This window comes from Anaerosporobacter faecicola, assembly GCF_012070565.1.
Taxonomy (GTDB): domain Bacteria; phylum Bacillota; class Clostridia; order Lachnospirales; family Lachnospiraceae; genus Anaerosporobacter; species Anaerosporobacter faecicola.
On record NZ_JAAQRO010000052.1, the window covers coordinates 133,530 to 158,473 of the forward strand.

Here is a 24,944-nt window from a genome sequence, read left to right on the forward strand (position 1 = left end):
TTAGCTCCTTTATTTTAGATTGTTATTTCACTGCCTGTTGATAAATAATCAATATTATCACCCATAACAGATCTCAGCCTTTCATAGGCTTCTATACCTGTACAATGGCAGGTATAAAACTTTGCTTTTGTAGCCATTAGATATTTACCAATTCTATCTATCATATCAGAGTCCTCATTGCCACCAGAGCGACTGGAAAGATGAAATCCGCCTATTACATAATCAGGCATACGACCTTTTATTTCTTGAAAATGTTCAAGTATATTTATGATACCATTATGAGCACAGCCTGTAACTAGAAGGGTCTTTCCATCTTCCTCTATGATGAGATTCTGTTCATGTGCAAAAGTATCATCTATCATTCGTTCATTTTGCTCAGTTAGCAAACCACGATTTGATTTCGGTTGAGTCTCTCTTTGAACAACATTCGAGAGTACCTGGATTCCATTACTGATATAGAATTGGTCTGACGTAAGTGCAATTTGCTTATTTTGTTTCAGCTCATCATCAAGACCGATAAAATCTAATTTGTCATTTGGACGGATAGCATAATGTTTCTCGAAAGCAAGATGGTGTAAATACACCTCTGCTTTTGTATTTTCTTTAAAAAAGGTTTTTAATCCACCACCGTGGTCATAGTGCCCATGTGAAATTACAAGAAAATCAACGTCAGTGATATTGACGCCAAGTTTTTCAGCATTTTTAAGAAACAATTCACTTGCTCCAACATCAAATAAAATTTTAAGTGCATTTGTTTCAATATACAGACTAAGACCATGTTCGTTACCGAAGTCTTTCGATATCGATGTGTTTTCCACTAATGTTTTGATAATCATGACCTTAGCCCACCACCTTCTTCAAAAAGTAATTTCATTGTCTTATTGTAAACTGCTTTTACTGCTGCACCCGATGCACAATCTATGTCTACAATGGTTCGGCCATTATTAATCGCTTTTACTGCATTCGAATCAAAAGGTATTCTACCCATAAAAGTCAGCCTTTGTTTTTTACATAGCGCTTCTATCTTTTTTGTGTTTTCTACGTTGGTATCAAATTTGTTTATACATATTACTGTCATAGTTCCGAATTTCGCCGCTGTTTTTATGATTCGCTCCAAATCACTAATGCCAGATATGGACGGTTCGGCCACTATCAAAACCATGTCCACACCGCTAAGTGATGCTATTACAGGACAGCCTATGCCTGGAGAACCGTCAATAATTGCAAGATTGGCATTAACTATCTCCGACTTCATCTGTTTTTTAACCTCTGTGACCAGCATTCCTGAAGTGCCACTACCCATTTTCAGCTGTGCTGTAGAAAAAACTTCTCCTTCATTTGCATATAACATCAACTCACCAGCTACAGCCGGTTTTAAAGATATAGCTTCTACTGGACAAACAGCTTTGCAAACTCCACAGCCTTCACATGCAAAAGGATCTACTTTATATTTCTTATCTACTGAAATAGAATCAAATCTGCAGTTTTGTCTACACTTATCACATTTGATGCACAGTTCTGGATTTATCTCCGCTTTTGGTAAACCATAATAATCTGTTTTCATTGGTTGAGAGCTTTGTTCTGTTATAAGGTGTAGGTTAGGTGCATCTACATCACAATCCGCATAAGACTTAGCGTTTGCAAGCTTGATAAAAGCACTGGCTATAGTAGTTTTCCCAGTACCGCCTTTTCCACTAAGAATAAGAAGTTGTTTCATGTTGCACCTCCTTTTTCACTGTTTCTAACAGAGAAGAAAATAAAGCCTGATATTTTTCATTTTCCCTCACGGCAATTTCTGCATTTGAATTCAATATTCCAAGTTCATTATCAAATGGGATCTGATCTAAAATTTTAATGTTTTTTTCTATACAGAAATTTTCAGCTGGATTTTCACCTTCTATACACTTGTTTAGAACTACACCAAACGGCTTATTGAATAACTTGACCAACTCGTATACCATATTAAGGTTATGAACACCAAATAACGTAGGTTCAGCTACCAATATACAATAGTCTGCATCCTTAATACTTTCCATTACAATACAGGCACTTCCAGGAGGACAGTCAATAAAGGTCAGTTTATCTGCTTCAGGTTTATTCTCAGCAAGCAACTTTTTAATAATAGGGATACCCGAAGCTTCACCAGTATTTAATATTCCTGTGTATACCGTTACCTGATCGGAAGTTCCTTTTTGAACTTTCCCAATAACCTTTTCTCTCTCTGTCAGTGCCTTTTCAGGGCAAAGCATAATACAACCGCCACAGGAGTGACAAACCTCTTCGAAAACAATCAGTTTATCTTTAATATAGGCAAGAGCATTGAATTTACAAAAATCTATGCATTTTCGACATCCATTGCATAGCTCATTATTCACCTTTGGAATTTTTACTGATATTTCTTCCTCTTGGACATCTTCGGGTTTAAAGAATAGATGCCCATTTGGCTCTTCAACATCACAATCTATATATGTTGATATTTTTGCTACCGCAGCTAAATTTACCGATACCAGTGTTTTTCCTGTGCCGCCCTTGCCGCTTAGCACAGCTATTCTCATATTAATTGCCTCCGTGCCCATGAAATCCGGCATGAATTTCATCTAGCAAAGGAAGTTTTCCATCGATGAAAGCATCAATATTATCCTTTACTGATGCGGATGTCGTTTTAAATATTTCAATATCAGCAGATTTGAGCACTTCAGCAGCATTTTCCCCGCAACGAGGAGTAAGCAAAACATTTGCTTTATTATCTACTATCGTCTGTGCAGCCTTAATCCCTGCACCACCTGTACTTGCTGCTGCACTGTTATCAAGAAATACACTTTCCTTAGTATCTACATCATAAATAAGGAAATAGAGAGTGCGTCCAAAGGATACACATACGTTTGAATCCACACTTTTCTCATCTACCGGAATTGCTATTTTCATAAGAATCCTCCATTCTTTTAACTACTAAATAATTATTGATTGCATTGCGCAATGCACTTACTCCTAAATTTGAGCAATGAACCTTGCTTTCAGGAAGCCCATCTAGAGCTTCGATTATATCCTCTTCTGTAATTCTTAATGCTTCATCCAGGCCTTTTCCTTTTGCCATCACCGATGTCATACTGGACGTTGCAATTGATGCACTGCAGCCAAACACAAGATAACTTATGTCATCTATATGATTGTCTTTCACCTTTATATAAACGGTAAGATAATCTCCGCACGAAGGGTCTCCAAAACTTCCTTCAGCGTCAGCATCTGGCATGCTATGAGCATTTTGAGGGCACATAAAATGTTCAATTACTTTTTCGGAATATATAATTAGTCACCTCGATTCTCATTATCTGTAAAGAATCTGCCACGTCCATGCCTATGACAGCCTCGGCCACATCCATTTCCCGATCCATCACAAAGACGGTATTCGCCTCCCTCAATTATTAACACTTTACCATTCACCAATGATTCAGCTAACTTTCTTCTGGCTTCTACATATATTCCCTGAACGGTAGCACGGGCAATATTCATTTGTTTTGCACACTCTTCCTGAGTAAAACCCTCCAAATCTATAAGCCTTATTGTTTCATATTCATCAACTGTCATGTTTACATGATCTTGATCGTCCAACACTGAATCAAGAGGGCCAAATTTATTACTTTCTGGCAGACAACAAACTTTTCTCCATTTCATTGGTCTTGGCATAATCTATCACCCCATTTCTAATCAGAAATAACCAGAGCGTCCTCCAGTTACCTCTAATACCCGTTACAGGTACTTTAATTGTTTATCAATGACTTCGATTCGGCTTTGCAGTAATTCTTTTTGTTCTTGAAGGAAGTCTTTATGTGTTTTTGTCGCATATTGATTTATTGCTAAACCTCTCCCAAATCCACTACCAAAACCTCGTCTGCAAGCAAATCCAAGACCTAATCCAAGTCCAGCACCACGCTTGACTGCATTTTTCCCTGTGCAAAAGCCTAAACCGTGTCCAGTCATTGTTCCAGCACCCATTGGGCCAGTTCCATCTCTTCTAGGCATACCATTCACCTCCTTGTAGTTTATGACATATGCCATTTACTATCATTAGTATACCTCTGTTAATGGCATATGTCAATAACTCTTTAAATTTTATTTTAAAAATATGCTATAACTCAATTGCAAAGCTTCACTTTTTGATTGATTAAGTTTCTCATTTCAATTAAAAAGTAAACTGATTTAGTAAAAAACACCCCATAGACTCTTATAGCCTACAGGGTGTTATATTTTAATTGTGACACAAAATTAGCATCGTTAATCTTCTATATATTCTATAGCTTTAACAGGACAAGCATTTATTGTAGTTTGAAGTTTTTCCTTATCTATTGTAGTTGCATCATGTGCCTTAATGACTGCCTTTTTACTCTTTATTTCAAAGAGTTCTGGATAATTCTTAGTACACAAAGTGCAACCCATGCAAGCACCTTTATTAATTATTAATCCTACTTGTGATGTTTCCTCGCTTGGCAAATCCTTATCCTTTATTATCTTGTCTGCAATCCACGAAAAAATGATAATTGCCACAACAGTTAATATCCAACGAATAACCATAAACTTAGGGCCTAGAAACTTTGCTTCATTTAAAAGCATTGGAACCTTAATGACTGCCCAAGAACTTAAAATAATAATGATGTTTCTAATTGATGCACCTTTTTTGTGAAGCATAACGCACATTGGAAATGCCGCATATATTGGGCCTGCTGAAATACTTCCAATTACAAAAGCTAGAAAAACACCTTTGGCTTTGGCGTCCTTACCTAGAAATTTCATTATTTTTTCTTTTGAAACCCACATATCTAAAAGCGCAGTAAGCACGAAGATAACTGGCATAATCATAAGCATTTCCTTAATGTAATAGCCACTGTTTTTAACTGATTCTATCCCCATAGACGGATTAATGGTAGTCATAATTGCATATGCCAAAATAATTATAAAAAAGAACAAATTATCCTTTATTTTTTTTAAGACCATTATATAATCACCCCCATTACATGTGCAATAATTATAGCGAACAGAAAACTAAGTCCGTTACGAACTGCTGTAAACTTAACGCCGAATTCCTTTTTCTCAAGAGGGAAGGTTACAACACCGACCATTGTTAAAGTTGTTAAAAATGCCACGGAAGGAACTATCCCAACTCCCGCATCTACCAGTGTCCCTACTAGCGGGAAAGCGATAAAGGCTGGAATTAGTGTAATTGTTCCTAACAAAGCCGATGCTATTGTTGCAATTGCAGTTGACTGTTTTTCCACAAAAGATGCAATATCTGCCGGTGGAAGTAGTGTCAGGATTAATCCAATTGCAAAAATGATTGAAAATATACTTATAGCCATTCCTTTTCCCATATTAAATGCCATTTTAAGTGCTTGATTTGTCTTTCCCTTATTTTTAGCAAAAGAAACTCCAAGAAAAATTAAAGTTCCAATCCATATGCCGATTGTAAAAATATCCATTTATAATTCCTCCATCTTGTTTATATCTTTGGTGCTGGTGATTTTACAACAATTAATTCTAGAGTATCATCATTAAGATTTTTTACATTCATTTTTGTATTAACTGGAATCTTTATCAAAGTATTATACGAATACTCGTGAACTTCTTGTTCATCAAGACCGATAGACAGAGTTCCTTTCATAACGGTCATATAAACATTAGAGTTGGAGAAATGTTCAGGCAACCCCTCACCCTTATTAAAGACCATGTGCAAATAATGTAGGTTTTCATCAAAAACAACCTTCTCCACTGCTTTCTCATTTTTCTTAGATAACTCAAATACTTTTTCTATCATAATAAATTGCCTCCTTTTTATTCGTTGTAATCATATTAACATTATATTTTATAACTAAATAGACACATAAGTTTCTTTTTGATATAATAAAAATAAAAAGGTGATTTTATGGTTGAAGACTTAAAAAATCTACCTCACTTTAAAGATGTAGATCAAAAAGTATTAGAAAGTTTAATTTTAAGCAATCAAATTATTAAGCGTTCTTATAACAAAGGAATAACTGTGCATGAGCAATATTCAGAGTGTTATGGAATGGATATAGTTCTTTCAGGCAATTTAATAGCCTATTCTCTAGCATCTAACGGTTCTGAAACTATTGTATCTAAATTTTGCGAAGGCAGTATTATTGGGGCAAATCTCTTATTCGGGGAGCAAAATAGATATCCAATGAATATTTATTGTACAGCTGGATGTACCCTTTTCCATATTTCAAAAATAGCAGTTAGCAAGCTGCTAAAAGAATATAGTTTTGTTATGTCCTTTGTGAAGTCACTATCCTTAAACTCCCAAGGGATGAATAAAAAAATAGCTATGTATACTCAGAAATCTTTAAGAGAAAACCTGATGGATTACCTTGTTGCACTTTCTGCCGTTCAGAAATCTAAAACTATCATTTTACCTATTTCAAAAAAACAGCTTGCTGACCATTTTGGTGTTCAAAGACCATCGCTTTTTCGTGAATTAAAACGAATGAAAGATGAAGGGTTAATAGAAATCGATAATAGAAATATTACAATTCATGATTAACATTAGAAAGCACCCCTAGCTTTTATAAGTCTAGGGGGATTCCCCATAATTAAAATTTACATTTTCACATCAATCTCCATCCCAGATTTAAAGGCAACAGTTACTTTCTCATCATGTACCGTAATCTTTTCTATCAGCTTGCGTACTACCTGCTCGTCATACACCTGTATTGTACCTCTCTGCTCGGCAAGGAACTGCTGCATTTCAGCAATTCGCTGTTTCAAACCTTCTCGTTCTGCATTCTCCGCCATAGCATTCTGCTTTTGTTCTCGCAAAAGGTCTATCTCATCAGCAAGGTCTTCATAATCCTGTCTGGCATTTGCTCGTTTTAGAAGCTCCTGCTGCAGTTCTTCCAGCTTGGCATCAAGGCTTTCCATCGAAGTCTCATCTTCCAAAGCAAGCACCATCGCTATATTTTTTTCCAAGGCAGTAAGCATTTCATCCTTGCCACCAAGCGCCGTGTTGATTGCCTTTACCACAGCGTTCTGCAATTCTTCTTCCTGCACAGTTGGTGCATCGCAGCAGTCAGGGCCATGCTCCACACGGTTTACGCATCGCCATACCGTGGAATGTTTCCCGCGGTTGTTCCAAGCAATCCTTCGATAAATATCCCCACATTTTGAACAATACACAATACTGGAAAGTGCGTATTTGCTACTGTAAACTCGTTTCTTCCGATTCGCTCCACTGTGAAGGTTAGCTCGTCTGAGCATCTCTTCCTGCACCTGCATATAGAGGTCACGGGGAATAATCGGTTCATGGCTGTTCTCCACATAATACTGCGGAACGATGCCGTTATTCTTCACTCTCTTTTTGGTAAGAACGTCCACGGTATATGTCTTCTGTAAAAGGGCATCACCAATATATTTTTCGTTTTTCAGGATTTTCTTGACCGATTCAGGACGCCACTTTGCCTTTCCGGCGGCTGTTAAAATTCCATCATCCATCAAGCCATCTCCGATTTGCTTTAGGCTTGCGCCCTGTAGGTATTCACGGTAAATTCGTTTGACGATTTCTGCCTCGGCAGGCTCTATGATGAGGTGTCCATCTTCGTCTTTGGTGTATCCCATAAAGCGATTATGGTTGACCTGCACCTCACCATTCTGAAATCGGAACTGCATACCCATCTTTACATTCTTGCTTAAGGACTCCGATTCTTGCTGTGCAAGACTGGCCATGATGGTCAGCAGAACCTCGCCCTTGGAATCCATTGTATTGATGTTTTCCTTTTCAAAAAACACAGGGATATTCTTTTCCTTTAATTGTCTTATATATCGAAGGCAATCCAAGGTATTACGGGCAAATCGGCTGATAGACTTTGTAATGATCATATCAATATGACCTTCCATACATTCAGAAATCATGCGGTTGAACTCCTCACGCTTTTTGGTATTGGTGCCGGATATACCATCATCAGCAAATATACCGGCAAACTCCCATTCCTCATTTTTCTGTATAAAATTGGTGTAATGCTCCACCTGTGCATCATAACTGGTAGCCTGCTCATCGCTGTCGGTACTGACACGGCAGTACGCTGCGACCCTGAGCTTCGGCTTTACTTCTTTGTTTACGGTATTTCCCACACGCCTTCGTGCCGGAATAACTGTGATACTCTTATTCAAGTATCGTCACCTCACTTTCAATTAAGCTGTAGGCATATTCTGCCTGTTCAAAGGGATCTGCAAATTTACGCTCGACAGTTGGCATGGTAAACCTTGTATCCGCCACAGGCTTTGGTGCAGCCTGCAATTCTCTGACCCTGCCCAAGGAAGATGCCCTCGCCATTCTAATTTCTTCTGCCTTATCAAAACGCTCCCTGTCGATGATGGCAGGATAATATTCATCGCCAAGGTAGTGCGTGTTTCTCAGTATTCTGCCTGCACTGCCATGATAAATCTCAAGACCAGCATTTTCTGCCGCAGGCTTTAATCCAAGTCCTGCAATGTAGCCGTCAAACAGCTTTCTGACCGCTTCTGCCTTTTCTTCATCAACCTCTGCCTTTCCATTTACAATCTTATATCCGTAGGGTATGTGTGCCATTATCCCACCAACCTTTCCTTTAATTTCAGTCCGCACTCCAGTTCAAAGACGATTTCTTCTCTTGAAAACACAATAATTCCTTCCACATGGGAAAGGAATATCTCATCCGAATATTCCGTCAGCATCCTGCTACCGAGCGCAAATTTCATAAGTTTCTCCAATGCTTCAATCTTTGTCCTGTCACCGCTCACTGTATTTATCATCTGTTTCTTTTCTTCCTGCAAGTGTTTCTCTTCCAAAGTCAAAGCCGTAATCTTCTTGCTGAAAAGTGCTGGCTCTAACAGTCCGCTTGCCATTACACTGGTCAGCACCTGTCTTTCTTCCATATTCTTTTCCAGCTTTGTTTCATATTCCTGTATCTGTAGGAGCCTGTTCTTATCGTCAAACCCCTGCAGGCTGTAAAACAATGGCTTTAATATGTGCTGATGGGCAAAGATTAGTTTATTCATCATGGTAAGAAAAGCCGTCTTTATTCCATCATCAGTAATGTACTTCATGGAGCAGGAGTGTCTGTCCTCGATATGATGGGTGCAGCACCAAGCAATGTAACTTCCGCTCGGCTTATAGTGGATTCTTCGCTTAAAGACTCCTCCGCACTCTCCACACCTGATTCTGCCTGAGAAACCATAGCGATTTTGGTAGCGTTCAGTTCGCTCTCCATTACCTTTTTCTCTTCCACGCTGATTCAGAACCTCGTTTGCCTTGTCAAAAATCTCATGGCTTACAATCGGCTCATGATGGTTCTCACACAGATATTGATTTAACTCTCCATCATTGGTGTGGCGGCTGAACTGGCTGTCGGTGTAGGTCTTTTGGAAAATCACATCACCCGTGAATTTTTCGTTGCGAATAATCGAATTGATTGCTCCGGGAGTCCACTTTCCGCCTTTTTTGCTCTTCACTCCACTGTCATTCAGTTCCTTTGCAATAACATGAGTGCTTTTTCCGGCAAGCGTATCTTCGAATATCTTTTTGACAACCTCTGCCTGCTCCGGTACAACAATCATTTCTCCGCCTATATTTTCATAGCCATAAGGCGGATAGGAAATAATATAGGTTCCATTCTGAAAGCGTTTCTGTATTGACCATTTGCTGTTTTCAGAAATAGAAACCGACTCACTTTCTGCAAGACTGCTTAAGATAGAAAGCATCAACTCACTTTCCATGCTTTCTGTGTTAATGTTCTCTTTCTCGAAAATCACGGTAACCTTCAGACCAATCAGCTTTCTTACCAGTTCCAAACAGTCTGTGGTATTTCTGCTGAAACGACTGATGGACTTTGTAATGACCAAATCCACAAGCCCTTTTTCGCAAGAATCTATCAGGGAATTCAGACCGTCACGGCACTCCTTTTTCGTGCCTGTGATACCTTCATCGTAAAATATCCCTGCGTACTCCCAGTCGACATTGGATTTGATATAATCCTCATAATGTGCTTTCTGCGAATCAAGACTGATAAGCTGTTCATCGCTTGCCGTGGATACTCTGCAATAGGCAGCAACGCGGGTTTTCTTCTTAACCGATAAGGCTTTATTTTCTTCAATTTTTGTTATCCTTTTCATCAACTCACCTCGCTTTCGGTATGGACATATTCCCGTAGAATCACTGATATAGCAAGTCATTTAGGGCATAATCTCAGATAAATATGGAGAGAAAGTTTGACGGTTTCTTTCGCTTATTTTGTTGAATTCATCCACGGAAATCATGCCGAACATGAACATGGTTTCAAGTACTTTCTGTGCTCTGTAATAATCATATTCACGCTGCAATTCCTCCTGCGTAATCTCGTGAGCCACTGCGTTTGGTATCTTAAAATTTTCAATTTTTTGTACTTCCATATCGATTCCTCCAGTCTGGGGGAACGGTGGAAATGTTCCCCTCTGCCTATAAGCGAAAAGACAGGCTGAATCGAACCCCTAAAGGAAAAAAATAATGCCCTTCAAGGGAAAAATCCTCAAAGGGCATCGTGTTAGTTCGGAATCTTCAGTTTCCAACCGCTATAAATTACATTAGAAGTAAGTCCATTCAGTTTCTTGATTTCGGTGTATCTTGCGCCTTTGCCGAGATACTGCTCGGCAATCTCCCACAGTGTATCACCCTTGACCACCGTATGGATACGGTAATTAGGCTCGGAAGTTTCATCTACAGGATAGATGGCAGTGCCGTCATTGGCAAAAACAAAAGTGCCGGGGTTCTTATCCGCAGCTGCCTTTGCATTGGTAAGGATGCGATATGCACCCACCTGGGATTTACTGTCCTTCCAGGTCTTGCGAACACGGTAATAACCGGAAGTCAGCTTTTCGGGATAGGTTACCACAGGCTCGGCAGTATCCTCGGCATCCTCCTTGGTATCGGCAGCAAGCAGAGCCTTTACCTCCGCACGGAAGGTATCCATGCTCTTGCCGTGTTTCGGAAACCAATGCATCACATCGCCGTGGTTGGATGCAACACCTTGTTTATATCCCTCAGAGTGGCAGATGATGTTCTGCTCGGTCAGACCGTACTCCTTGCAGAGGTAGGCACAAAGTTCAATGGCCTCACGGTACACCTTCTGGAAATAGGCGTAATCCGTAAGACCATCCTCACAAATTTCAAAACCGATATGGGTGTTGTTGGCGCTACCTCCGGCGTGCCATCCACGATGATTCCAAGGCAAAGTTTGGTAGGTGGCAATAGAGCCGTCAGCCAACTTGCCAATGAAAGCATGAACGCAAACCTCTCTACCGCCGGGATGATAGGTGTTCCAATGATTGCCATACTGATTTTCGCCAAGCCGACCGTCATTAGGACCCACATAGCGTTTCAGATTAGGGTTGTTGGCACCTGTGGAATGAACCATGATGCCTTTGACCGTGATGGTCTTGCCCGCCTTGTAGCAGGCATTCTCCGTTAAAATAAGTTTGTGTAAATTCATATTATCTGTCCTCGCTTTCCGTATCATCTGTGCGGTTGTGGATTTGCTCCAAAATGTCCTTCATCTTCTCCGGAATCGGCAAACCCAAGTGGGATGCATTTTCCAACAGGCTCACGCCCTCATTTGAGATGTAGAAGAAAATAACCGCTGTTCGGAGTACACTGCCATCACCGATAACATTGGCATCCAAGATATGTGCGATGCCTACCAATGTGAAAATCAGCACTTTACGGCAGATACCCTTAAAACCAACGGAACTGGAGAGGTTCTTGTCTGCAATAGCACACATGACACCCGTGATGTAGTCCACAGCCACGAACGCCACCAGTGCATACAGAAGACCGTCAAAGCCTCCCAAGAACCAACCGAGCCAACCGCCGAGGGCGGCAAAGATGATTTGAATGGTGTTCCATAAATCCTTCATAGTAAAATCCTCGCTTTCATAATTTTTTGTATGCAAAAAGGGCACCCGCCACATTGGCAGATACCCCTTAAAGCCGTTATTCAGTTTGCTTGGGCAGCCATTCCCAGATACGCATATCCTCCTGCCCAAGGGACCACATACACATCCCTCGCAGTTTCCATCGGTATGCTGCCTGGTTCGCCCAATAGATCAGGCTGTCCACATCCTGATAATACAGAATGGAAAAGCCGTCCGAGTCCCCAAGGAACAGGCGAGAAATCCAAATGTTAATGTCCCTTGGGATGATTTTTGCCGTGTAGTCATTCCCACACTCCAAAGCCATAACGTGGGAATGGTAGAACTCATAGTCCAGTGAAATATCCTCACTGCGTGTGGACGATTCCTCCACATCAGAAGTCAGCGTAAACACCTGGAACTCCTCATCCCAGGTGCAGTTGCTTCGCTCAATTCTGCCATAGGAAGTTTTCGTTCCGTCCGGCATCACTACATCGAACCTCTCATACGGCTCATATGTCCAGGCATCACCCAGACGGAGTAATTGGCAGTTGACCTTGTTGTCGGAGCGGATACCTGCATAACCGCTGACATCACTGACCGTTGCTGTAAATCGTAGTGTGTACGAAGTGGAGGAATAAACTCTGACTTTATTTCCACGCTTACGCATCTCAATGGTGTACACAATCGGATTGGTACGCAGGTCAGCATCGGCAGTCTTGGAAAAACTGGTACTGTAACTACCCTTCAGCGTAGAACCCTCATACAGTTCGATGCACTGGCTGTCATAATTGAAACAGCAGAACAGCGAACCAAGGAAAATGCCCGCTTTTCCACCACCGTCTTCCGGTATGATAATCTGCGCCCGCAGGTGGATATCTGAAAACCCCGAATAATTCCATGCAAGCTGTCCGTATCCCTCAAGCTGTGAATATGGACGTTTTGCAGTGCTTTCCGGGTCTTGCCACACATCCCACTCACCGGAGAACGTTGTCCAGTAGCTTTCTGGTATCTTTTCCTCATCACGAAAATCCTCATACCATATAAGGGCAGAGTCAGGCTTTCTGCGGAGCATCTCAAGTGTCAGCTTAAATCCCGTTGCAGGACCCACCATATCTCCATTCACATCTTTAAACTTTCGTGGAGCAAGGGTATATTCTGCTTCTCCCGCTGTTGGTTGTTCAGAAAAATCAGTACAGACACGGAAACCATAAAACTGCACACCGTTTACACCAACGGAAATAGTCAGTGTATGTTCTCCTGCAGAAAGTCTCACTCCCTTGGCAAGTGTCGCCCAGAAGGTAGTCCTCCAATATGGCCACCATAGCCTGTTCTCGGAGAAATGAACCGTACTGCCATCAAGAGATGCGTAAATACTGTTTTTATCCCAGAATGGGTAACACAGACGAACCGCCACATCATAAGAGCCTGCCTTATCAATCGTAAAATTGTAGGTAGCAGAACCCTCATCACCTAAAGTGACCAGTGTTTTTGATACAGAAACCACACCGTCATAGCTATCCGGTTCGGCACCACGGTCAATGAGAATTTCTCCAAATTCAGTGTGCTGCTGTTTTGCATATGCAGTCAGATATCTTCTGCGGTTATAGGTTTCGGTCATAAGCGGATAGGAATAATCTGTGGCATCCCTGCCTTCCATATAATCGTACACATGAGGCAATGCCCACGGCCCCATATCGTAATCGTCCCAATAGGAAACTATCGGAATGAATGGCTGCGGAGGTGCATCATCGGTAAAATTGTAAATGCCCTGCATCCAGTATTTCGCAGCATAATAAGTGTGTGATGTACCTCGGTAATACTTGCCCATGTTCTCCGGTGTATCATATATCTGCCAGTTCCAACCATAGGCAGGCATACCAAGGAATACTTTGTCGGGGTTCATCACTTTTGTTGCATAATCGTAAATGCCCTCAAGCCAACTCCTCGGAGAAACAGGGCCAGGTGCAGAACCCGCCCATGCCATACCATAGCTCATGATGGATGCCGTATCGCAATATTTATCCAAATCCCCATATACGCACCAGTTTTCTCCACCGACTGAGCCATTAACTGAGGTCATACCCGGCAGGCAGATATTCATCTCCTTGGTGGAATCGTATGCTTTTACGGTTTCATAAATATGCCTGAACATAGCTGTGGACGCTGCGTGAGTGGAATAATCATCACCCTTTTCAAGGTCAATATCCACACCATTACACCACGGGTACTTTTCCATAATACGTACAAGTTCCGAGCAGAATTTATCCTGTGCACCGTTTGTATTATCACGAAGTGCCTTGAAAATAGAATTAGCTCCATCATTTGCAACGGTAAGCAACCATCGAATGTGTGGCCATTTATTGATATAGGTCATCGTACTGCTAATGGTTACACCACTTTCCGTAATTGTTCCTGTCCTGTCTACCTTAAAAGAAAACAGACCGATGGTATCAATGCGGTCACCGTAATTACGGAGTGCTTCATACATACGGGCATTACCCATGAATGTCCACACCATAATGCGTTTGCCTTTAAGTTTATCCCTCAAATCGATACACCTCCATCCGTCATTTGGTGCAATTCAAAAAGCACCCTGGCAGACTTACCGTCCTCCAAGGTGACCTTGTGCTTGGAATCCCAAGCCGCACTGTATTGATAAAAACCCTCTTTCGGCTCTGTGATGCCATTCTTTGTGCATTCCCTAACAGAAGCAAGTAAAGCCAGATCATCTTCTGCTGCCATTGCATTGGGAAATCTGACCTTCTGACCTCCCACGCCTTGGGAAAGCTGCACCGAACCTGCCGTCATATCGGATTTCGGATAAATATGAATATCCAATCCTCCGGAGGTTTCTCCAAGGTTACAGACAATCACGGTTTCCGCAGAACGAACCACACCGTTGAACCATACCTTAGAGCCTTTCACAAGTCGACTCTCCGTGTGTGGCACATATCCTGTCAACGCAGGTCCTTCCTGCAACTGCAAATCGGTAAACCAAATCGTGCCAGAGCAGTTCGTGATGGTAGGTTTCACAGTAACGCTCATGACACGCTTTTCCTGCTTTTTGTTTATGACCTCTGCCAATCTGATGAATACAGGTTTAGCCATCAAGCACCCACTTGATTTCGCAGGGATGACCTACCCATCCCGTGGCAACCGAACCCGGTTGCAGCAATAGGTCTGTAATATTAAAAGTGCCTGTGCAGTTAGTAACGCACACACGCACAGTAATAGATTTCACTTTGGAGAGGTAACTTTCAGGCGTTATCTTCTCCGATGTTTTAGAAAAATAAGCCATAAACACCTCCATCAGTAAAGGTCAATGAATCGGGTTTCAGTGCTGCCGTCCTCATATTCAATGACCACTTCAATGCCAACCTGTGCATCATCGGACAGCTTTTCCAGATCCTCCGATGCAATCTGCGCCGACAGTGTATAACTGCTACGGTTGGAAGGATAAACGGTCTGATATAGACTTTTTGTCATTCCGGCAACACCTTCTGCCTTAAAGGATGCCGTACCGGACGCACCGTTTTCTCCGTCCGCCTCAAAACCGGAACTTACCCAATAGGCAAGACCGTCATCTGCACGGGAATTTCGCAGATGATTGAATGGCACAAGTTCTCGGATATCATTGTTTGATACCATGCCTGTGCCTTCCAGTGCATCAGCAATAGTATCAATGGAACTAACCGAGCTGCCCAGGTTCTTAAGTGTAGTAGAAAGTTCCAATACTGTATTCCAAGGCTCCTGCAGATTGTATTCTCGACGCACAATACGGGTAGTGACCGACAATCCCAAATCCTTATCCTCCACACGGACATAATCACCTAAATTCCATGCCTCATGCTCATAGCCTGTCAGAACAGACAAATCCATCGCATTCAGCACATAGGACACGGTCGGCTTGCAGTATTCAGCAAGGCGCATAGCCGTGTATTCCTTCATCTGATACGGATTTGTAAAAGAGGAACAATCCAGTGTGCTAATACGGATTTCGGAGGAATATGTGAATTCCTCAAGGTATGCCTTTCCATTATTGATATCGGCAAATGTCATGCCGTTGGCACCGACCGCATAAAGCCTTGTTACAAGCGAACGGGTATCCACCACTCGCTCAATGCTTTTCATATTCTTCTTATAAGCAAACAGGGCACCGCTGTCTTTGCCGTTGACCGTAAGCAGATGCACCAGTCGGTTCGGACAGTCAAAAACAAGGTCACCGCCGTGAAGATTGGCAACACTACGGAGAATGGAAAGAGCATTTTTCTCTGTGGAAGTCCATGTGCGCTTTGAGGTAACATTGACCGTTCCCACGCTCCACTCTGTATCGGCAAGGGCATACGCCATAGCAGCCTCCGCCGTTTCTGCATCAAACTTCCTTTCTTCCTTACGAACAGAAAAGGTTAAATCGTAAAATTCCGCCTCGGCATATACCTGTGTGACCGTGTTTCCTGTGGTGTCCTTTACATCTGTGATGGTACGGATTTTATAAATATCATCAACAATCTGAATTTTCTTCTCGTTTTCAAGATATTTACGCTTACCATCACGAAACGGAATGGAAAAAGTCAGCGTATCCTCGCCGTTGATTTCGCCCGTAACGATAATATCATAGGCATTCTCCAAAATGACCTCCCACGCTCCGTTATCGTCGAGAACCACGGGACGGGCATAGCCGATTTTCTCATAGGGTGCTTTCGGAATATCATAAAGTCGGATATCAATAAGTTTCGGTGTCTTAGATATGTCTGAGGTGGTCAGTGTTACCTTGAAGCGAATATAGTTTCGGTTCGGAGATTGCAGCTTTCCGTCTGTACCGACAGATACCCAATCACTCCAATCGGTAAGGTCATCGCTTGTAGAAGTTTCCACCGATGCCACTGCCGTTGTTCCTGCGATATATTCACTGGCATAGGACACTCTTCCAGTGCCGGACAAATTGCAGTCCACAGCTTTGGTGTAAAGGACACCGCTTTCAGGATATACACCTTCCGTAGCTTTCAAAATAACACCGCTTGCATCGGTAAGGGCATCCACATCCGAAGAACTGTCTGCACCGTTACAGAGAATCGTGGCATTGAAATAATCCACCAAATCATCTGCCGTCAGTGGAGAATCACAGTCCAAGAACCACTCATCAAAACCGCCCGCATAATAATAAGTTGAGGCGTGCATTCCTATGACCAAATCGGCAACGCAGGAACGATTCAATTCTCCTGTAAAGGTCAGTACATCGGATTTGAACGTTTCTCCTGTGGAACGGTCACAAACCACATAGGTAAATTTTTTATTGTTTGGCTCAATCACTCCGGCTATGAAATACCACACACCGTTTCTTAAAGAAAATGGTGGGGTCACAGTCTTATCAAGAATCAGACTGCCCGAAGAGTTATAGAGCATAATTCTCGGTCTTCCGGAATATAAGGACAGATAGAAAATCGGCTGTCCCGGACCGTAACGGGTATTGAAAATCGGACAAAAAGTATTACCTACAGAATAGGTAGTAGGGCACATCCATCCGCCCACAATGATACGCTCGCCGAGATTAGAAAAGATACTGCCATCATTAGTTACCTGCAGGTGGGTCTTTTCAGAAGTCGGATTACTGATGTTGAAACGAATCTGTTTGCCTTTCGGACTTTTTGACAGATTTGCCGTAGTTCCCGACCAATTGACAACGGTAAAATTACGTCCACAGCCGGAAAAATCAACAAGAGCTGTATCTTCATTCGGCGCAGACTCATTAAAACGCCACAAGCCGTAGACGGCATATTCTGCGGGAAACTCACCCGTAAAATCGGTTTGTTTATTCAAAATTGTTTTCAAAGACACACCATCACCTCCATCTGCTCTTAGCTTGTATCTGTAATACGGTCAGCGTGGCATTGCTTACTTCCACGGTGACCGTGTTATCACCGACGGCCAATGTCGGAAAGTTCAACTCCTGCAAATACGGCAGGCCATTACGGAGTGTTTCTCCGTTTTCATCCACCACATAGGCAGTCATTTTATCAGTATCCACGATAAGAATTTCTCCCTCAGAAAGCGTGGCATTTACGATTTTTAGTTCCGCACCGTTTGTGGTAATGCTGATATAATTGCTCGCTCCTGCCGTTATCGCACCTTCAATACGATACACAGGCAAAGATTCAATATTTCCGATAGTCCTTGTAATAGTATGGACTCCTTCCTCCGTAATGGAAAAAGTTTCATCTGTGATGGCATACCCAAACGGATCAGGACAGAAAAACTTCAGTTCAAAACTTCCTGCCGAGCGGATAAGCCTTTCGCAGTCTACCACATCATTAAGCCTTGCCATAAAATATCTGTCCGGCACATCATCAAGTACAAGTTGGCGTAACCCCTGCACAGGGTCAAGCCATGCGGCCACATCATCCAATGCTGATACTAATGCCGTAAAGCTGTGTTTCGGATAGACGTTGCACTGTACCTTGATTTCACGATAATCGAAGTCTGCTCCGAAATCCGCCACACCGTATTTACCAGGCACAGTAGTAGTAAAATTACGCATCTTACCACACACCTGCCAGGAAGTCAGACGGGCTTTGATGCCCATGCTTGCCGATGTAATATCGTTAAAAATAAACCCCATAGGTCAAAACCCTCCTTTATGCCGTAGTAAAGTGTCCCTGCGCACGGGAGCCACTCTGAATCAAGTTATAGAGTTCCTGAGAAATTTTGCGTATATCCTCTTCGCTTCGGACAATCATCTGCTGAATGGTAATCAGCGCACCACCAGTTCCTATACCGGATACCGTGTCATTCCGATTGACCGTACCATTTACATTGAAGTCCGTAGGCAGTGCCGTAGTCATATCGTCTGCAAGACTCTGCATCACATCATTGATGTCTGCACTCATATTTTCAGCGGCTGCAACTGCATCCTTACCACTGGTATTGATAGCACCTGCCAAGCCTTCCACCAACATCTCACCAATCCATGCCATCTCATCCGAAGGCGAATGGATACCAAAGAAGTCACAGATACCATCCCAAATGGAAGATATCCAACCGGACACCTTATTCCAAAGCCAAGACGCAAGGGACTGGATGCCCTGCCACAGACCCTTTACAAGGTTTGCACCGACATTGGCAAGTTGAGATACTCCTTTCCCGAACGCCGATACCAAACCGGCTAATATCTGCGGTACGGCTTTTACAATTTCCACGATGATGGTAGGCAAGTTCTTAATCAAAGAAGTAAGAAGTGTAACACCTGCCTGTACAATTTGAGGAATGCTGTTAATCAGTGCATTAACCACAGAACCGATGATTTCAGGAATTGCTGCCACAATGGTTGTGATGATTTCAGGCAATGCCTGAATAAGGGCAACGAGCAGGTCGATACCTGCCTGGATAATCTGCGGAATTGAACCAAGCACCGCTGTGATAATTCCTTCAATAATCTGTGGTATTGCTTCTACAATTGCTACAATTATTTCCGGCAATGCAGAAACCAACGAAGTCAAAAGCTGAATACCTACATCTATGATTTGAGGGATTGCACCAATCACGAAATCCACGATGGCAAGTATGATAGACGGCAGTGCCTCAATCAACATCGGAATTGCAGCAAGCAAACCTTCCGCAAGACCCATGATAAGCTGCAATGCCGCATCCAAAATCATCGGAAGGTTGGATATCAGTTCCTCGACAATTGTAACAATTGCCTGTACTGCGGCAGGGATAAGCTCCGGCAAAGCCATACCAATTCCCTCCACCAAAGAAACTACCAGTTGCACGGCAGCATCCACCAACAGTGGAAGGTTATCAATCAAAGCCTGTACGATGGTCATAACGGCACTGACCGCCGCCGGAATAAGCTGTGGCAACAAGGTCAGAATCGTATTCAATAATTGTGAAAATAATTCTGTCACAGTTTCAAGCAATGTAGGTAAGAGGTCAGCAAATGCATCAAGTAACGCTCCCGTTACCGTAGGCAGAACCTTAACCATATTTTCAATTACCGGGGTGATGTTGGTAATCACGTTCTTAAGTGCATCTACCATATTCTGACAGAGCATATCCATATCCGCATTGGCATCACCAAAACCGACAAGCATATTTTGCAGAGCTGCTTGCAACGCATTGATAGAACCGGAAATTGTACCTTCCGCCTCTGCTGCCGTTGCACCTGCGATGCCCATGCTTTCCTGAATAACGTGAATTGCCTCCACAACATCCGCATAGGAATCGATGTTATATTCAATGCCGGAAATGGCCTTTGCATCGGCAAGCAGGCGCTCCATTTCCGTTTTGGTGCCGCCGTAGCCGAGTTTCAAGTTATCGAGCATCGTATAATTCTGTTTAGCAAATCCCTGGTATGCGTTTTGGATAAGCGACATATCCGTACCCATCTTGTTGGCATTATCGGACATATCTGTAATGGCCATGTCTGCGCATTTTACCGCCTCTTCGGTATCACCTCCGAGAGATTGGATAAGGGAAGCGGAAAACGATGTGACCGTTTCCATATACTCATTGGCAGACATACCCGCAGTCTTATAGGCATTGGCAGCATAGTTTTGCAGTTCCTGCGAAGATTCTTTGAAAAGAGTATCCACACCACCGACTAACTGCTCATAATCAGCATAGGCAGCAATCACTTCTTTTCCGAGAGAAACGGCAGCAGCTCCTGCGGCTACTGCTACTGCACCCATAGCTACACCAATGCCTTTTAAGACACTTCCGAACTTTTCAAATTTGCCGGAGGATTTGTCGGCGGCATCACCTGCATCTTCGATTTCTTCTTCCAGATCATCGGCACTGTCAGCGGCATCACCCATCTCACGCTCTGCCTCATCCAAGGCAGTGTTATTTCGGTCAAGTTCACGCTCCATATCATTGAGCGATGCAGTAGCATTATTTAGCTGAATCTGCCACTGCTGTGTCCTGCGGTCATTTTCTCCGAAGGACTCGGATGCATTGGCAAGCGCCTGCCGTAAGGTTTCAATTTTCTGTTTCTGTGCCTCGATTTCCTTATTCAGCACCTGATTTCTTGCGGTCAGTGCTTGCACGGAATTATCGTTTTTGTCGAATTGAGAAGTGACAACCTTCATTTCAGAACCAAGAACCTTAAAGGTCTGGTTGATTTCGGATAAAGCTTTCTTAAATTCTTTTTCGCCCTCAAGGCCAATTTTCAGACCAAAATCATCCGCCATCAAACCACCTCCTTAAATCCCGTCCGGAATGATATCGTCAATGAAGTATTCTCGTTTCGGTTTTGCTGCACCCGTGTACTGCTTATGGCACTCCCATAGGTCAAGCAGCAAGCCAAACGGCATCAACCACACCTCATCCATTGACAGATGAAGCTGACTGATGCCGTAATATAAAAGTCGAGTAAATAACTCCTCGTCACTTACTCGACCACCGCGTTTTTTAAGTTGTCCTCACTTTGGATATTACGCTTGGTGCCCTTATCCAGAGCCTCCGTAATGGCAGCCTTGTAATCTGCCAGATCCAAAGGTGTGGTCAGAAGTTCTACCATCTCCTCAGTAAGCACTTCTTTCTTGTCATCCTTATTTTTCAAATTGTGAACAAGGATTGACTGGTTAGCCAGAAGCGTAATAAGCCATACGATTTCGCCGATAGCCATCTCAAAGTTCTCTGATTTCATCAGCTTATCGCCAAGGTTCTCCAAACCACCATATCGTCCTGCGATTTCCTTGGTAGCCTTAGTAGTAAGGAGCAGCGTAAACTCGTCACCGCCGATATTAATAATTGCAGAGCGTTCATTATCCATTTGTCATATCCTCCTTAATTAGCCGTTTGCGTAGTATAGGAGGGTTCATATACCTCCGTATACCAATTTGTGATAATATCCGAAGTCACGGCAGCATCACCCTCCGTAACCTCTGCCTTCCAGGGATGCTTACCCTTACCATCCACCTTGTTACGGCGCAGAATCGTGCCTTCGATGGTAGGCGTAGAGAATGTAATACTGTCGCCTTTGGTGGCAAGGTTTGTGGCAGGGATACCAAACTTCACACGGTAGAGCCAGTAATACTTATATTTGCCATTGGATTTCTTTGCACGGAAACCAACAGCCACAGGCTCTCCGCCGTCCTCACTTGCAGACACCACAACGCCATTTGCATCAATAGTCGCCCCCGTAAGGTCAGATGCCACTGAAGCATCGATGTCATCCACACCAAGGGAAAGGGTGCCGTTCTTAAATTCCTTCACGATTTCCGATGCACCGTCATCGGCATAAAGGGTTGCCTCGGCAAGTTCTACCGAGAGGTCGGCGTTCATAGCCTTTGCCAGTTGCACTGGAGTGCCATAGGTTTCATCCCCGGCATCATCTTCGGTGATTTTGGCATAAAAAAGTTTATCAAGACCGATAGTAGCCATTGTTTATTCCTCCATTTCATAGTGTTTCGCCACATCCATGTTGTAATGGAAGTAGCCTGTTTCGGTTTCATAACCGATATATCTACGGTCGGTTATGGTAAAATCCGCACCAAGCAAGGCACGGACGATTGCATTTTTGTCTTTGGTGTAGCTGCCTTTGGAATACAGAGAAATTCGTGCCTCCTGGACATCATATCCAGGAGTATTGTCGGCATGAAGTTCAAAGCTGTCTGCCATAGGAACTACCACGATGTATTTATCCGGAGCCTCATCCTTAAAGACACCCGTTTCAAGCGGAACGCCTAACGGCTCCAGGGTTGCATTGATATCTGACAGCACACTCACAGCTTTCTGACCTCCTCCTCGAATTTATTCTGCATTGCACTGATACAGGCAGCACGGGATGCTGTCTTTGCAGGTTTCATAAAAGGTTTGGCAGGCTGGCCGTGTTTGCCATATTCGATGACGTTCGCCAGTTTTGCGTTGCTGATGCCGTCACTGCGGGGTTCAGCAAAGCCGACCTTGATGTTGTGATTGCCGTTTTTGTCCATCTTCACAGAAGACAATCCGAGTGCACCCTCCAACTCTCCCGTGGAACGGGATTCGTACTTTGTGCTACTGCCTACCACAGAAGAAAGGTTGCTCTGTGCCTTGGCAAGGACAATCTCACCTCCGGCTTCAAGCACCTTCTGTGCAACAGGGTCAAAATCGGAGCCGAGCCTTGATATACGCTCCAAAAAGTCCTCCGGCATTTTGATATCCACTTTAGCCACTGGTCGCCACCACCTTTTTCGCAAGCACCTCCACATACATCCCGCGCCCTTTGACATCTTCCACGGACGTAATTTCAAAGCGTCCGTCCTCACAGACCAAAATATGGTCAGTGGTAATCTCAAGACCGGGAATGACACGGAGGCGGAACAGGTCGGTTGCCTCGGAAAATGCAGCAAGGTTTGCCCAACGCTCACTCCCGTGGCGGCCTTCCCTGTAAACACGTACAGAGGCGAGGATTTCATCCGCCGTAGCAGAGAACCCCTCGCTGTCCTTTATCTTTTTTGTGATAATAATGTCAGCAAAACCATTCATTTTTCCGAAACTCATATCACACCTTCCAATCTCGGTCGAGCCTGAGAAGAAGGTTGACCGTGTTCCAAACCTGCTGACCCGCCTGCACATTGTCGGCAAAGAAACCGCCCGTAGAACCGTCCCTGGATTCATAGAAATGCGATGCCAGCATAATCACTGCCTGTTCGGTAGTGGCGGGCATCGCATTTTCCGTATAATATCCTGTCGCAATGTGCTGATAGCTTTCTGCATAGGAAACGGCGGCAGTGATGAACCTTTCAATCAGTCCATCATCCACCGAATGCTCCAGTATCAGATTTTCCTTAACCTTCGTCAGAAGTTCGCTCATCACCGCCACCTCCATTCATTACGCAGTCGCCATCTTGAGCAACTTGACAGCTTCAGGCAATACCAGCTTGCCGTCGACACGTTCCTTTGCAACAAAGCCTACCATACCATTTCCTGCAAAGAGTTCCTTCAGTTCCGCAAAGGAACGGGTACCACGGTCACCGATGTTGTAGTAGCTGTAGTCACCAAAAGCAATGGCAGGCATACCTGCAGTGATAACAGGGAAATAAGGGGAAGTATGCACCTCATACCCCAGAAGTCTACCGGGTTCTCCCGCCTGCACGGAATCCTGCCAAAGGTAACGTCCGTTCTTATCAGTCAGCTTACGGATGACAGCCAAAGTCTGGTCATTACAGATGAACTTTGCATTCTTGCGGTAAGGACGCTTGAGAGAGTACACAAGGTCGATAAGTTCATCAGCAGTGATATCCGTTGCAGATGCAGCAGTCACACCGATTTCCGCACCACCCTCAGATGCAAGCAGCCCCAAAGGCTGACCTGTGCCGGTACCATTGAGGAAAGCATCCTCTTCTGCATTGGCAAGAGCCTTCGCAAACTGACGGAGAATATATTTCTCAAGACCGAATGCATTGTCATACAGAAGTTCCTCGGTTACCTTAACTGCAACATGAAGCTTGTGGGCATCCAAATTGATCTGGGCGAAAGTTGCATCATCCCAGGTAAGAGCCTCACCTTCATCAATCCATGCTGCTGCAGGCTTAGTGGCAGCGATGTTGATTTTACGCTCACCACTGGTAGTAATGGTGTGACCCAGCTTACGGAAGATATTCTCTTCCTCCAAAGCCTCAATCAAACGGGAATCATACTCTTCGGGAACAAGATAGCCGCCGTCAGCATCAATGCCCTCGGACAAAACATTGCTGACCTGTCGGAAGTTGGTACGGAGTGCCTTAAGCATACCGTCCTTGTAAGCATCAGAAGCACGTCCGGTCTTAGGCTTCTGGTCATGTGCGGAATTGCCGTTCATAGGCTTTTCCGTAATAGGAGCAGAGGTAGGCTTGGAGAGCTGGGCATCCATAGCGGACATAGCCTCCATACGCTCGATTTCAGCACCGAAGTCCTGAACCTTCTTCTCCATCTGTGCATAGGTCTTTGCATCCTCATCGGAAAGCAGACCGTCCTTGTCGCGCTTGGTTTCCACAAATGCCTTTGCAGCCTCCCAAGCCTGGTTACGCTTTTCGCGCAGTTCATTGATAGTCATA

Annotated in this window: 29 protein-coding genes; 1 reads left to right on the forward strand and 28 read right to left on the reverse strand. The window is 43.6% G+C overall.

The window, feature by feature from the left end; all coding sequences use genetic code 11:
* Positions 1 to 14: 14 nt before the first annotated feature.
* The 10 genes from HBB17_RS19690 to HBB17_RS19735 form a co-directional block, all read right to left on the reverse strand.
* The gene (locus tag HBB17_RS19690; protein WP_167959220.1) at positions 15 to 836 is read right to left on the reverse strand and encodes an MBL fold metallo-hydrolase; all 822 of its coding nucleotides are present in this window, start codon (positions 834 to 836) and stop codon (positions 15 to 17) included.
* Positions 833 to 1,717 (reverse strand): ATP-binding protein, encoded by an 885-nt coding sequence (locus tag HBB17_RS19695; protein WP_167959221.1) that lies wholly within the window; start codon positions 1,715 to 1,717, stop codon positions 833 to 835. Before HBB17_RS19695 ends, HBB17_RS19690 begins: the two co-directional genes overlap by 4 nt.
* Positions 1,695 to 2,555, reverse strand: a complete 861-nt coding sequence (locus HBB17_RS19700) for a nucleotide-binding protein (RefSeq protein ID WP_167959222.1) — start codon at positions 2,553 to 2,555, stop codon at positions 1,695 to 1,697. Before HBB17_RS19700 ends, HBB17_RS19695 begins: the two co-directional genes overlap by 23 nt.
* A 1-nt stretch (position 2,556) precedes the next feature.
* Positions 2,557 to 2,925 (reverse strand): NifB/NifX family molybdenum-iron cluster-binding protein, encoded by a 369-nt coding sequence (locus HBB17_RS19705; RefSeq protein ID WP_167959223.1) that lies wholly within the window; start codon positions 2,923 to 2,925, stop codon positions 2,557 to 2,559.
* Positions 2,900 to 3,307, reverse strand: coding sequence for an iron-sulfur cluster assembly scaffold protein (locus HBB17_RS19710; protein ID WP_330588307.1), 408 nt, complete (start codon positions 3,305 to 3,307; stop codon positions 2,900 to 2,902). The genes HBB17_RS19705 and HBB17_RS19710 overlap by 26 nt, the downstream gene beginning before the upstream one ends.
* Positions 3,307 to 3,684, reverse strand: coding sequence for a DUF134 domain-containing protein (locus HBB17_RS19715; protein ID WP_118475169.1), 378 nt, complete (start codon positions 3,682 to 3,684; stop codon positions 3,307 to 3,309). Before HBB17_RS19715 ends, HBB17_RS19710 begins: the two co-directional genes overlap by 1 nt.
* Before the next feature lie 63 nt (positions 3,685 to 3,747).
* Positions 3,748 to 4,020, reverse strand: a complete 273-nt coding sequence (locus HBB17_RS19720) for a DUF5320 domain-containing protein (protein WP_118475171.1) — start codon at positions 4,018 to 4,020, stop codon at positions 3,748 to 3,750.
* Positions 4,021 to 4,272: 252 nt separating this feature from the next.
* Positions 4,273 to 4,989 (reverse strand): permease, encoded by a 717-nt coding sequence (locus tag HBB17_RS19725; RefSeq protein ID WP_238483818.1) that lies wholly within the window; start codon positions 4,987 to 4,989, stop codon positions 4,273 to 4,275.
* Positions 4,989 to 5,471 (reverse strand): permease, encoded by a 483-nt coding sequence (locus HBB17_RS19730; protein WP_118475175.1) that lies wholly within the window; start codon positions 5,469 to 5,471, stop codon positions 4,989 to 4,991. Before HBB17_RS19730 ends, HBB17_RS19725 begins: the two co-directional genes overlap by 1 nt.
* Before the next feature lie 20 nt (positions 5,472 to 5,491).
* Positions 5,492 to 5,806, reverse strand: coding sequence for a cupin domain-containing protein (locus HBB17_RS19735; RefSeq protein WP_118475177.1), 315 nt, complete (start codon positions 5,804 to 5,806; stop codon positions 5,492 to 5,494).
* Between the two features lie 108 nt (positions 5,807 to 5,914).
* Between HBB17_RS19735 and HBB17_RS19740 the strand changes: the two genes are divergently transcribed.
* Positions 5,915 to 6,553 (forward strand): Crp/Fnr family transcriptional regulator, encoded by a 639-nt coding sequence (locus HBB17_RS19740; protein ID WP_167959224.1) that lies wholly within the window; start codon positions 5,915 to 5,917, stop codon positions 6,551 to 6,553.
* A 56-nt stretch (positions 6,554 to 6,609) separates the two neighbouring features.
* On the opposite strand, the gene HBB17_RS19745 is transcribed toward HBB17_RS19740, so the two are convergent.
* The 18 genes from HBB17_RS19745 to HBB17_RS19835 form a co-directional block, all read right to left on the reverse strand.
* Positions 6,610 to 8,175 (reverse strand): recombinase family protein, encoded by a 1,566-nt coding sequence (locus tag HBB17_RS19745; RefSeq protein ID WP_167959225.1) that lies wholly within the window; start codon positions 8,173 to 8,175, stop codon positions 6,610 to 6,612.
* Positions 8,168 to 8,593, reverse strand: coding sequence for a recombinase (locus HBB17_RS19750; RefSeq protein WP_167959226.1), 426 nt, complete (start codon positions 8,591 to 8,593; stop codon positions 8,168 to 8,170). Before HBB17_RS19750 ends, HBB17_RS19745 begins: the two co-directional genes overlap by 8 nt.
* Positions 8,593 to 10,155: a recombinase family protein gene (locus HBB17_RS19755; RefSeq protein WP_167959227.1), complete on the reverse strand. Its 1,563-nt coding sequence runs from the start codon at positions 10,153 to 10,155 to the stop codon at positions 8,593 to 8,595. Before HBB17_RS19755 ends, HBB17_RS19750 begins: the two co-directional genes overlap by 1 nt.
* A 60-nt stretch (positions 10,156 to 10,215) precedes the next feature.
* Positions 10,216 to 10,431, reverse strand: a complete 216-nt coding sequence (locus tag HBB17_RS19760) for an SHOCT domain-containing protein (RefSeq protein WP_167959228.1) — start codon at positions 10,429 to 10,431, stop codon at positions 10,216 to 10,218.
* A gap of 131 nt (positions 10,432 to 10,562) precedes the next feature.
* Positions 10,563 to 11,507, reverse strand: coding sequence for an N-acetylmuramoyl-L-alanine amidase (locus tag HBB17_RS20710; protein WP_167959230.1), 945 nt, complete (start codon positions 11,505 to 11,507; stop codon positions 10,563 to 10,565).
* Position 11,508: 1 nt separating this feature from the next.
* Entirely contained in the window at positions 11,509 to 11,931 is a 423-nt protein-coding gene (locus HBB17_RS19770; RefSeq protein ID WP_167959232.1) for a phage holin family protein, read from the reverse strand.
* A gap of 76 nt (positions 11,932 to 12,007) precedes the next feature.
* Positions 12,008 to 14,446 carry a glycosyl hydrolase family 18 protein gene (locus HBB17_RS19775; protein ID WP_167959347.1) on the reverse strand — a complete coding sequence of 813 codons (2,439 nt, stop codon included), beginning with the start codon at positions 14,444 to 14,446 and terminating at the stop codon, positions 12,008 to 12,010.
* A gap of 26 nt (positions 14,447 to 14,472) precedes the next feature.
* On the reverse strand, positions 14,473 to 15,036 hold the full coding sequence (locus tag HBB17_RS19780; protein WP_167959234.1) for a hypothetical protein: 564 nt from the start codon (positions 15,034 to 15,036) through the stop codon (positions 14,473 to 14,475).
* Between the two features lie 201 nt (positions 15,037 to 15,237).
* Positions 15,238 to 17,763 carry a phage tail spike protein gene (locus HBB17_RS19790; protein WP_167959238.1) on the reverse strand — a complete coding sequence of 842 codons (2,526 nt, stop codon included), beginning with the start codon at positions 17,761 to 17,763 and terminating at the stop codon, positions 15,238 to 15,240.
* Positions 17,764 to 17,767: 4 nt separating this feature from the next.
* A complete protein-coding gene (locus tag HBB17_RS19795; RefSeq protein WP_167959240.1) occupies positions 17,768 to 18,544 on the reverse strand; it encodes a distal tail protein Dit in 777 nt (258 codons plus the stop codon).
* Between the two features lie 16 nt (positions 18,545 to 18,560).
* Positions 18,561 to 21,113, reverse strand: coding sequence for a phage tail protein (locus tag HBB17_RS19800; RefSeq protein ID WP_167959242.1), 2,553 nt, complete (start codon positions 21,111 to 21,113; stop codon positions 18,561 to 18,563).
* A gap of 200 nt (positions 21,114 to 21,313) precedes the next feature.
* Entirely contained in the window at positions 21,314 to 21,697 is a 384-nt protein-coding gene (locus tag HBB17_RS19805) for a hypothetical protein (RefSeq protein ID WP_167959244.1), read from the reverse strand.
* Positions 21,698 to 21,711: 14 nt separating this feature from the next.
* Positions 21,712 to 22,308: a major tail protein gene (locus HBB17_RS19810; protein WP_167959245.1), complete on the reverse strand. Its 597-nt coding sequence runs from the start codon at positions 22,306 to 22,308 to the stop codon at positions 21,712 to 21,714.
* Between the two features lie 3 nt (positions 22,309 to 22,311).
* Positions 22,312 to 22,653, reverse strand: coding sequence for a hypothetical protein (locus tag HBB17_RS19815; RefSeq protein WP_167959247.1), 342 nt, complete (start codon positions 22,651 to 22,653; stop codon positions 22,312 to 22,314).
* A complete protein-coding gene (locus HBB17_RS19820) occupies positions 22,650 to 23,081 on the reverse strand; it encodes an HK97-gp10 family putative phage morphogenesis protein (protein WP_167959249.1) in 432 nt (143 codons plus the stop codon). Before HBB17_RS19820 ends, HBB17_RS19815 begins: the two co-directional genes overlap by 4 nt.
* The gene (locus HBB17_RS19825; protein WP_167959251.1) at positions 23,074 to 23,409 is read right to left on the reverse strand and encodes a head-tail adaptor protein; all 336 of its coding nucleotides are present in this window, start codon (positions 23,407 to 23,409) and stop codon (positions 23,074 to 23,076) included. Before HBB17_RS19825 ends, HBB17_RS19820 begins: the two co-directional genes overlap by 8 nt.
* A 1-nt stretch (position 23,410) precedes the next feature.
* Positions 23,411 to 23,722 (reverse strand): head-tail connector protein, encoded by a 312-nt coding sequence (locus HBB17_RS19830; protein ID WP_167959253.1) that lies wholly within the window; start codon positions 23,720 to 23,722, stop codon positions 23,411 to 23,413.
* An 18-nt stretch (positions 23,723 to 23,740) separates the two neighbouring features.
* On the reverse strand, positions 23,741 to 24,943 hold the full coding sequence (locus tag HBB17_RS19835; RefSeq protein ID WP_167959254.1) for a phage major capsid protein: 1,203 nt from the start codon (positions 24,941 to 24,943) through the stop codon (positions 23,741 to 23,743).
* Position 24,944: the final 1 nt, after the last annotated feature.

Excerpts from the sequence above, each read along its gene's own strand:
- HBB17_RS19695 (WP_167959221.1), bottom strand. The coding sequence starts at position 1,717 with ATGAAACAACTTCTTATTCTTAGTGGAAAAGGCGGTACTGGGAAAACT.
- HBB17_RS19750 (WP_167959226.1), bottom strand. The coding sequence starts at position 8,593 with ATGGCACACATACCCTACGGATATAAGATTGTAAATGGAAAGGCAGAG.
- HBB17_RS19825 (WP_167959251.1), bottom strand. The coding sequence starts at position 23,409 with ATGAGTTTCGGAAAAATGAATGGTTTTGCTGACATTATTATCACAAAA.
- HBB17_RS20710 (WP_167959230.1), bottom strand. The coding sequence starts at position 11,507 with ATGAATTTACACAAACTTATTTTAACGGAGAATGCCTGCTACAAGGCG.
- HBB17_RS19835 (WP_167959254.1), bottom strand. The coding sequence starts at position 24,943 with ATGACTATCAATGAACTGCGCGAAAAGCGTAACCAGGCTTGGGAGGCT.
- HBB17_RS19740 (WP_167959224.1), top strand. The coding sequence starts at position 5,915 with ATGGTTGAAGACTTAAAAAATCTACCTCACTTTAAAGATGTAGATCAA.
- HBB17_RS19735 (WP_118475177.1), bottom strand. The coding sequence starts at position 5,806 with ATGATAGAAAAAGTATTTGAGTTATCTAAGAAAAATGAGAAAGCAGTG.
- HBB17_RS19800 (WP_167959242.1), bottom strand. The coding sequence starts at position 21,113 with ATGGCGGATGATTTTGGTCTGAAAATTGGCCTTGAGGGCGAAAAAGAA.
- HBB17_RS19755 (WP_167959227.1), bottom strand. The coding sequence starts at position 10,155 with ATGAAAAGGATAACAAAAATTGAAGAAAATAAAGCCTTATCGGTTAAG.
- HBB17_RS19780 (WP_167959234.1), bottom strand. The coding sequence starts at position 15,036 with ATGGCTAAACCTGTATTCATCAGATTGGCAGAGGTCATAAACAAAAAG.
- HBB17_RS19805 (WP_167959244.1), bottom strand. The coding sequence starts at position 21,697 with ATGGATAATGAACGCTCTGCAATTATTAATATCGGCGGTGACGAGTTT.
- HBB17_RS19795 (WP_167959240.1), bottom strand. The coding sequence starts at position 18,544 with ATGGGGTTTATTTTTAACGATATTACATCGGCAAGCATGGGCATCAAA.
- HBB17_RS19760 (WP_167959228.1), bottom strand. The coding sequence starts at position 10,431 with ATGGAAGTACAAAAAATTGAAAATTTTAAGATACCAAACGCAGTGGCT.
- HBB17_RS19705 (WP_167959223.1), bottom strand. The coding sequence starts at position 2,925 with ATGAAAATAGCAATTCCGGTAGATGAGAAAAGTGTGGATTCAAACGTA.
- HBB17_RS19690 (WP_167959220.1), bottom strand. The coding sequence starts at position 836 with ATGATTATCAAAACATTAGTGGAAAACACATCGATATCGAAAGACTTC.
- HBB17_RS19715 (WP_118475169.1), bottom strand. The coding sequence starts at position 3,684 with ATGCCAAGACCAATGAAATGGAGAAAAGTTTGTTGTCTGCCAGAAAGT.
- HBB17_RS19720 (WP_118475171.1), bottom strand. The coding sequence starts at position 4,020 with ATGCCTAGAAGAGATGGAACTGGCCCAATGGGTGCTGGAACAATGACT.
- HBB17_RS19700 (WP_167959222.1), bottom strand. The coding sequence starts at position 2,555 with ATGAGAATAGCTGTGCTAAGCGGCAAGGGCGGCACAGGAAAAACACTG.
- HBB17_RS19770 (WP_167959232.1), bottom strand. The coding sequence starts at position 11,931 with ATGAAGGATTTATGGAACACCATTCAAATCATCTTTGCCGCCCTCGGC.
- HBB17_RS19725 (WP_238483818.1), bottom strand. The coding sequence starts at position 4,989 with ATGGTCTTAAAAAAAATAAAGGATAATTTGTTCTTTTTTATAATTATT.
- HBB17_RS19775 (WP_167959347.1), bottom strand. The coding sequence starts at position 14,446 with ATGGTGTGGACATTCATGGGTAATGCCCGTATGTATGAAGCACTCCGT.
- HBB17_RS19730 (WP_118475175.1), bottom strand. The coding sequence starts at position 5,471 with ATGGATATTTTTACAATCGGCATATGGATTGGAACTTTAATTTTTCTT.
- HBB17_RS19830 (WP_167959253.1), bottom strand. The coding sequence starts at position 23,722 with ATGAGCGAACTTCTGACGAAGGTTAAGGAAAATCTGATACTGGAGCAT.
- HBB17_RS19810 (WP_167959245.1), bottom strand. The coding sequence starts at position 22,308 with ATGGCTACTATCGGTCTTGATAAACTTTTTTATGCCAAAATCACCGAA.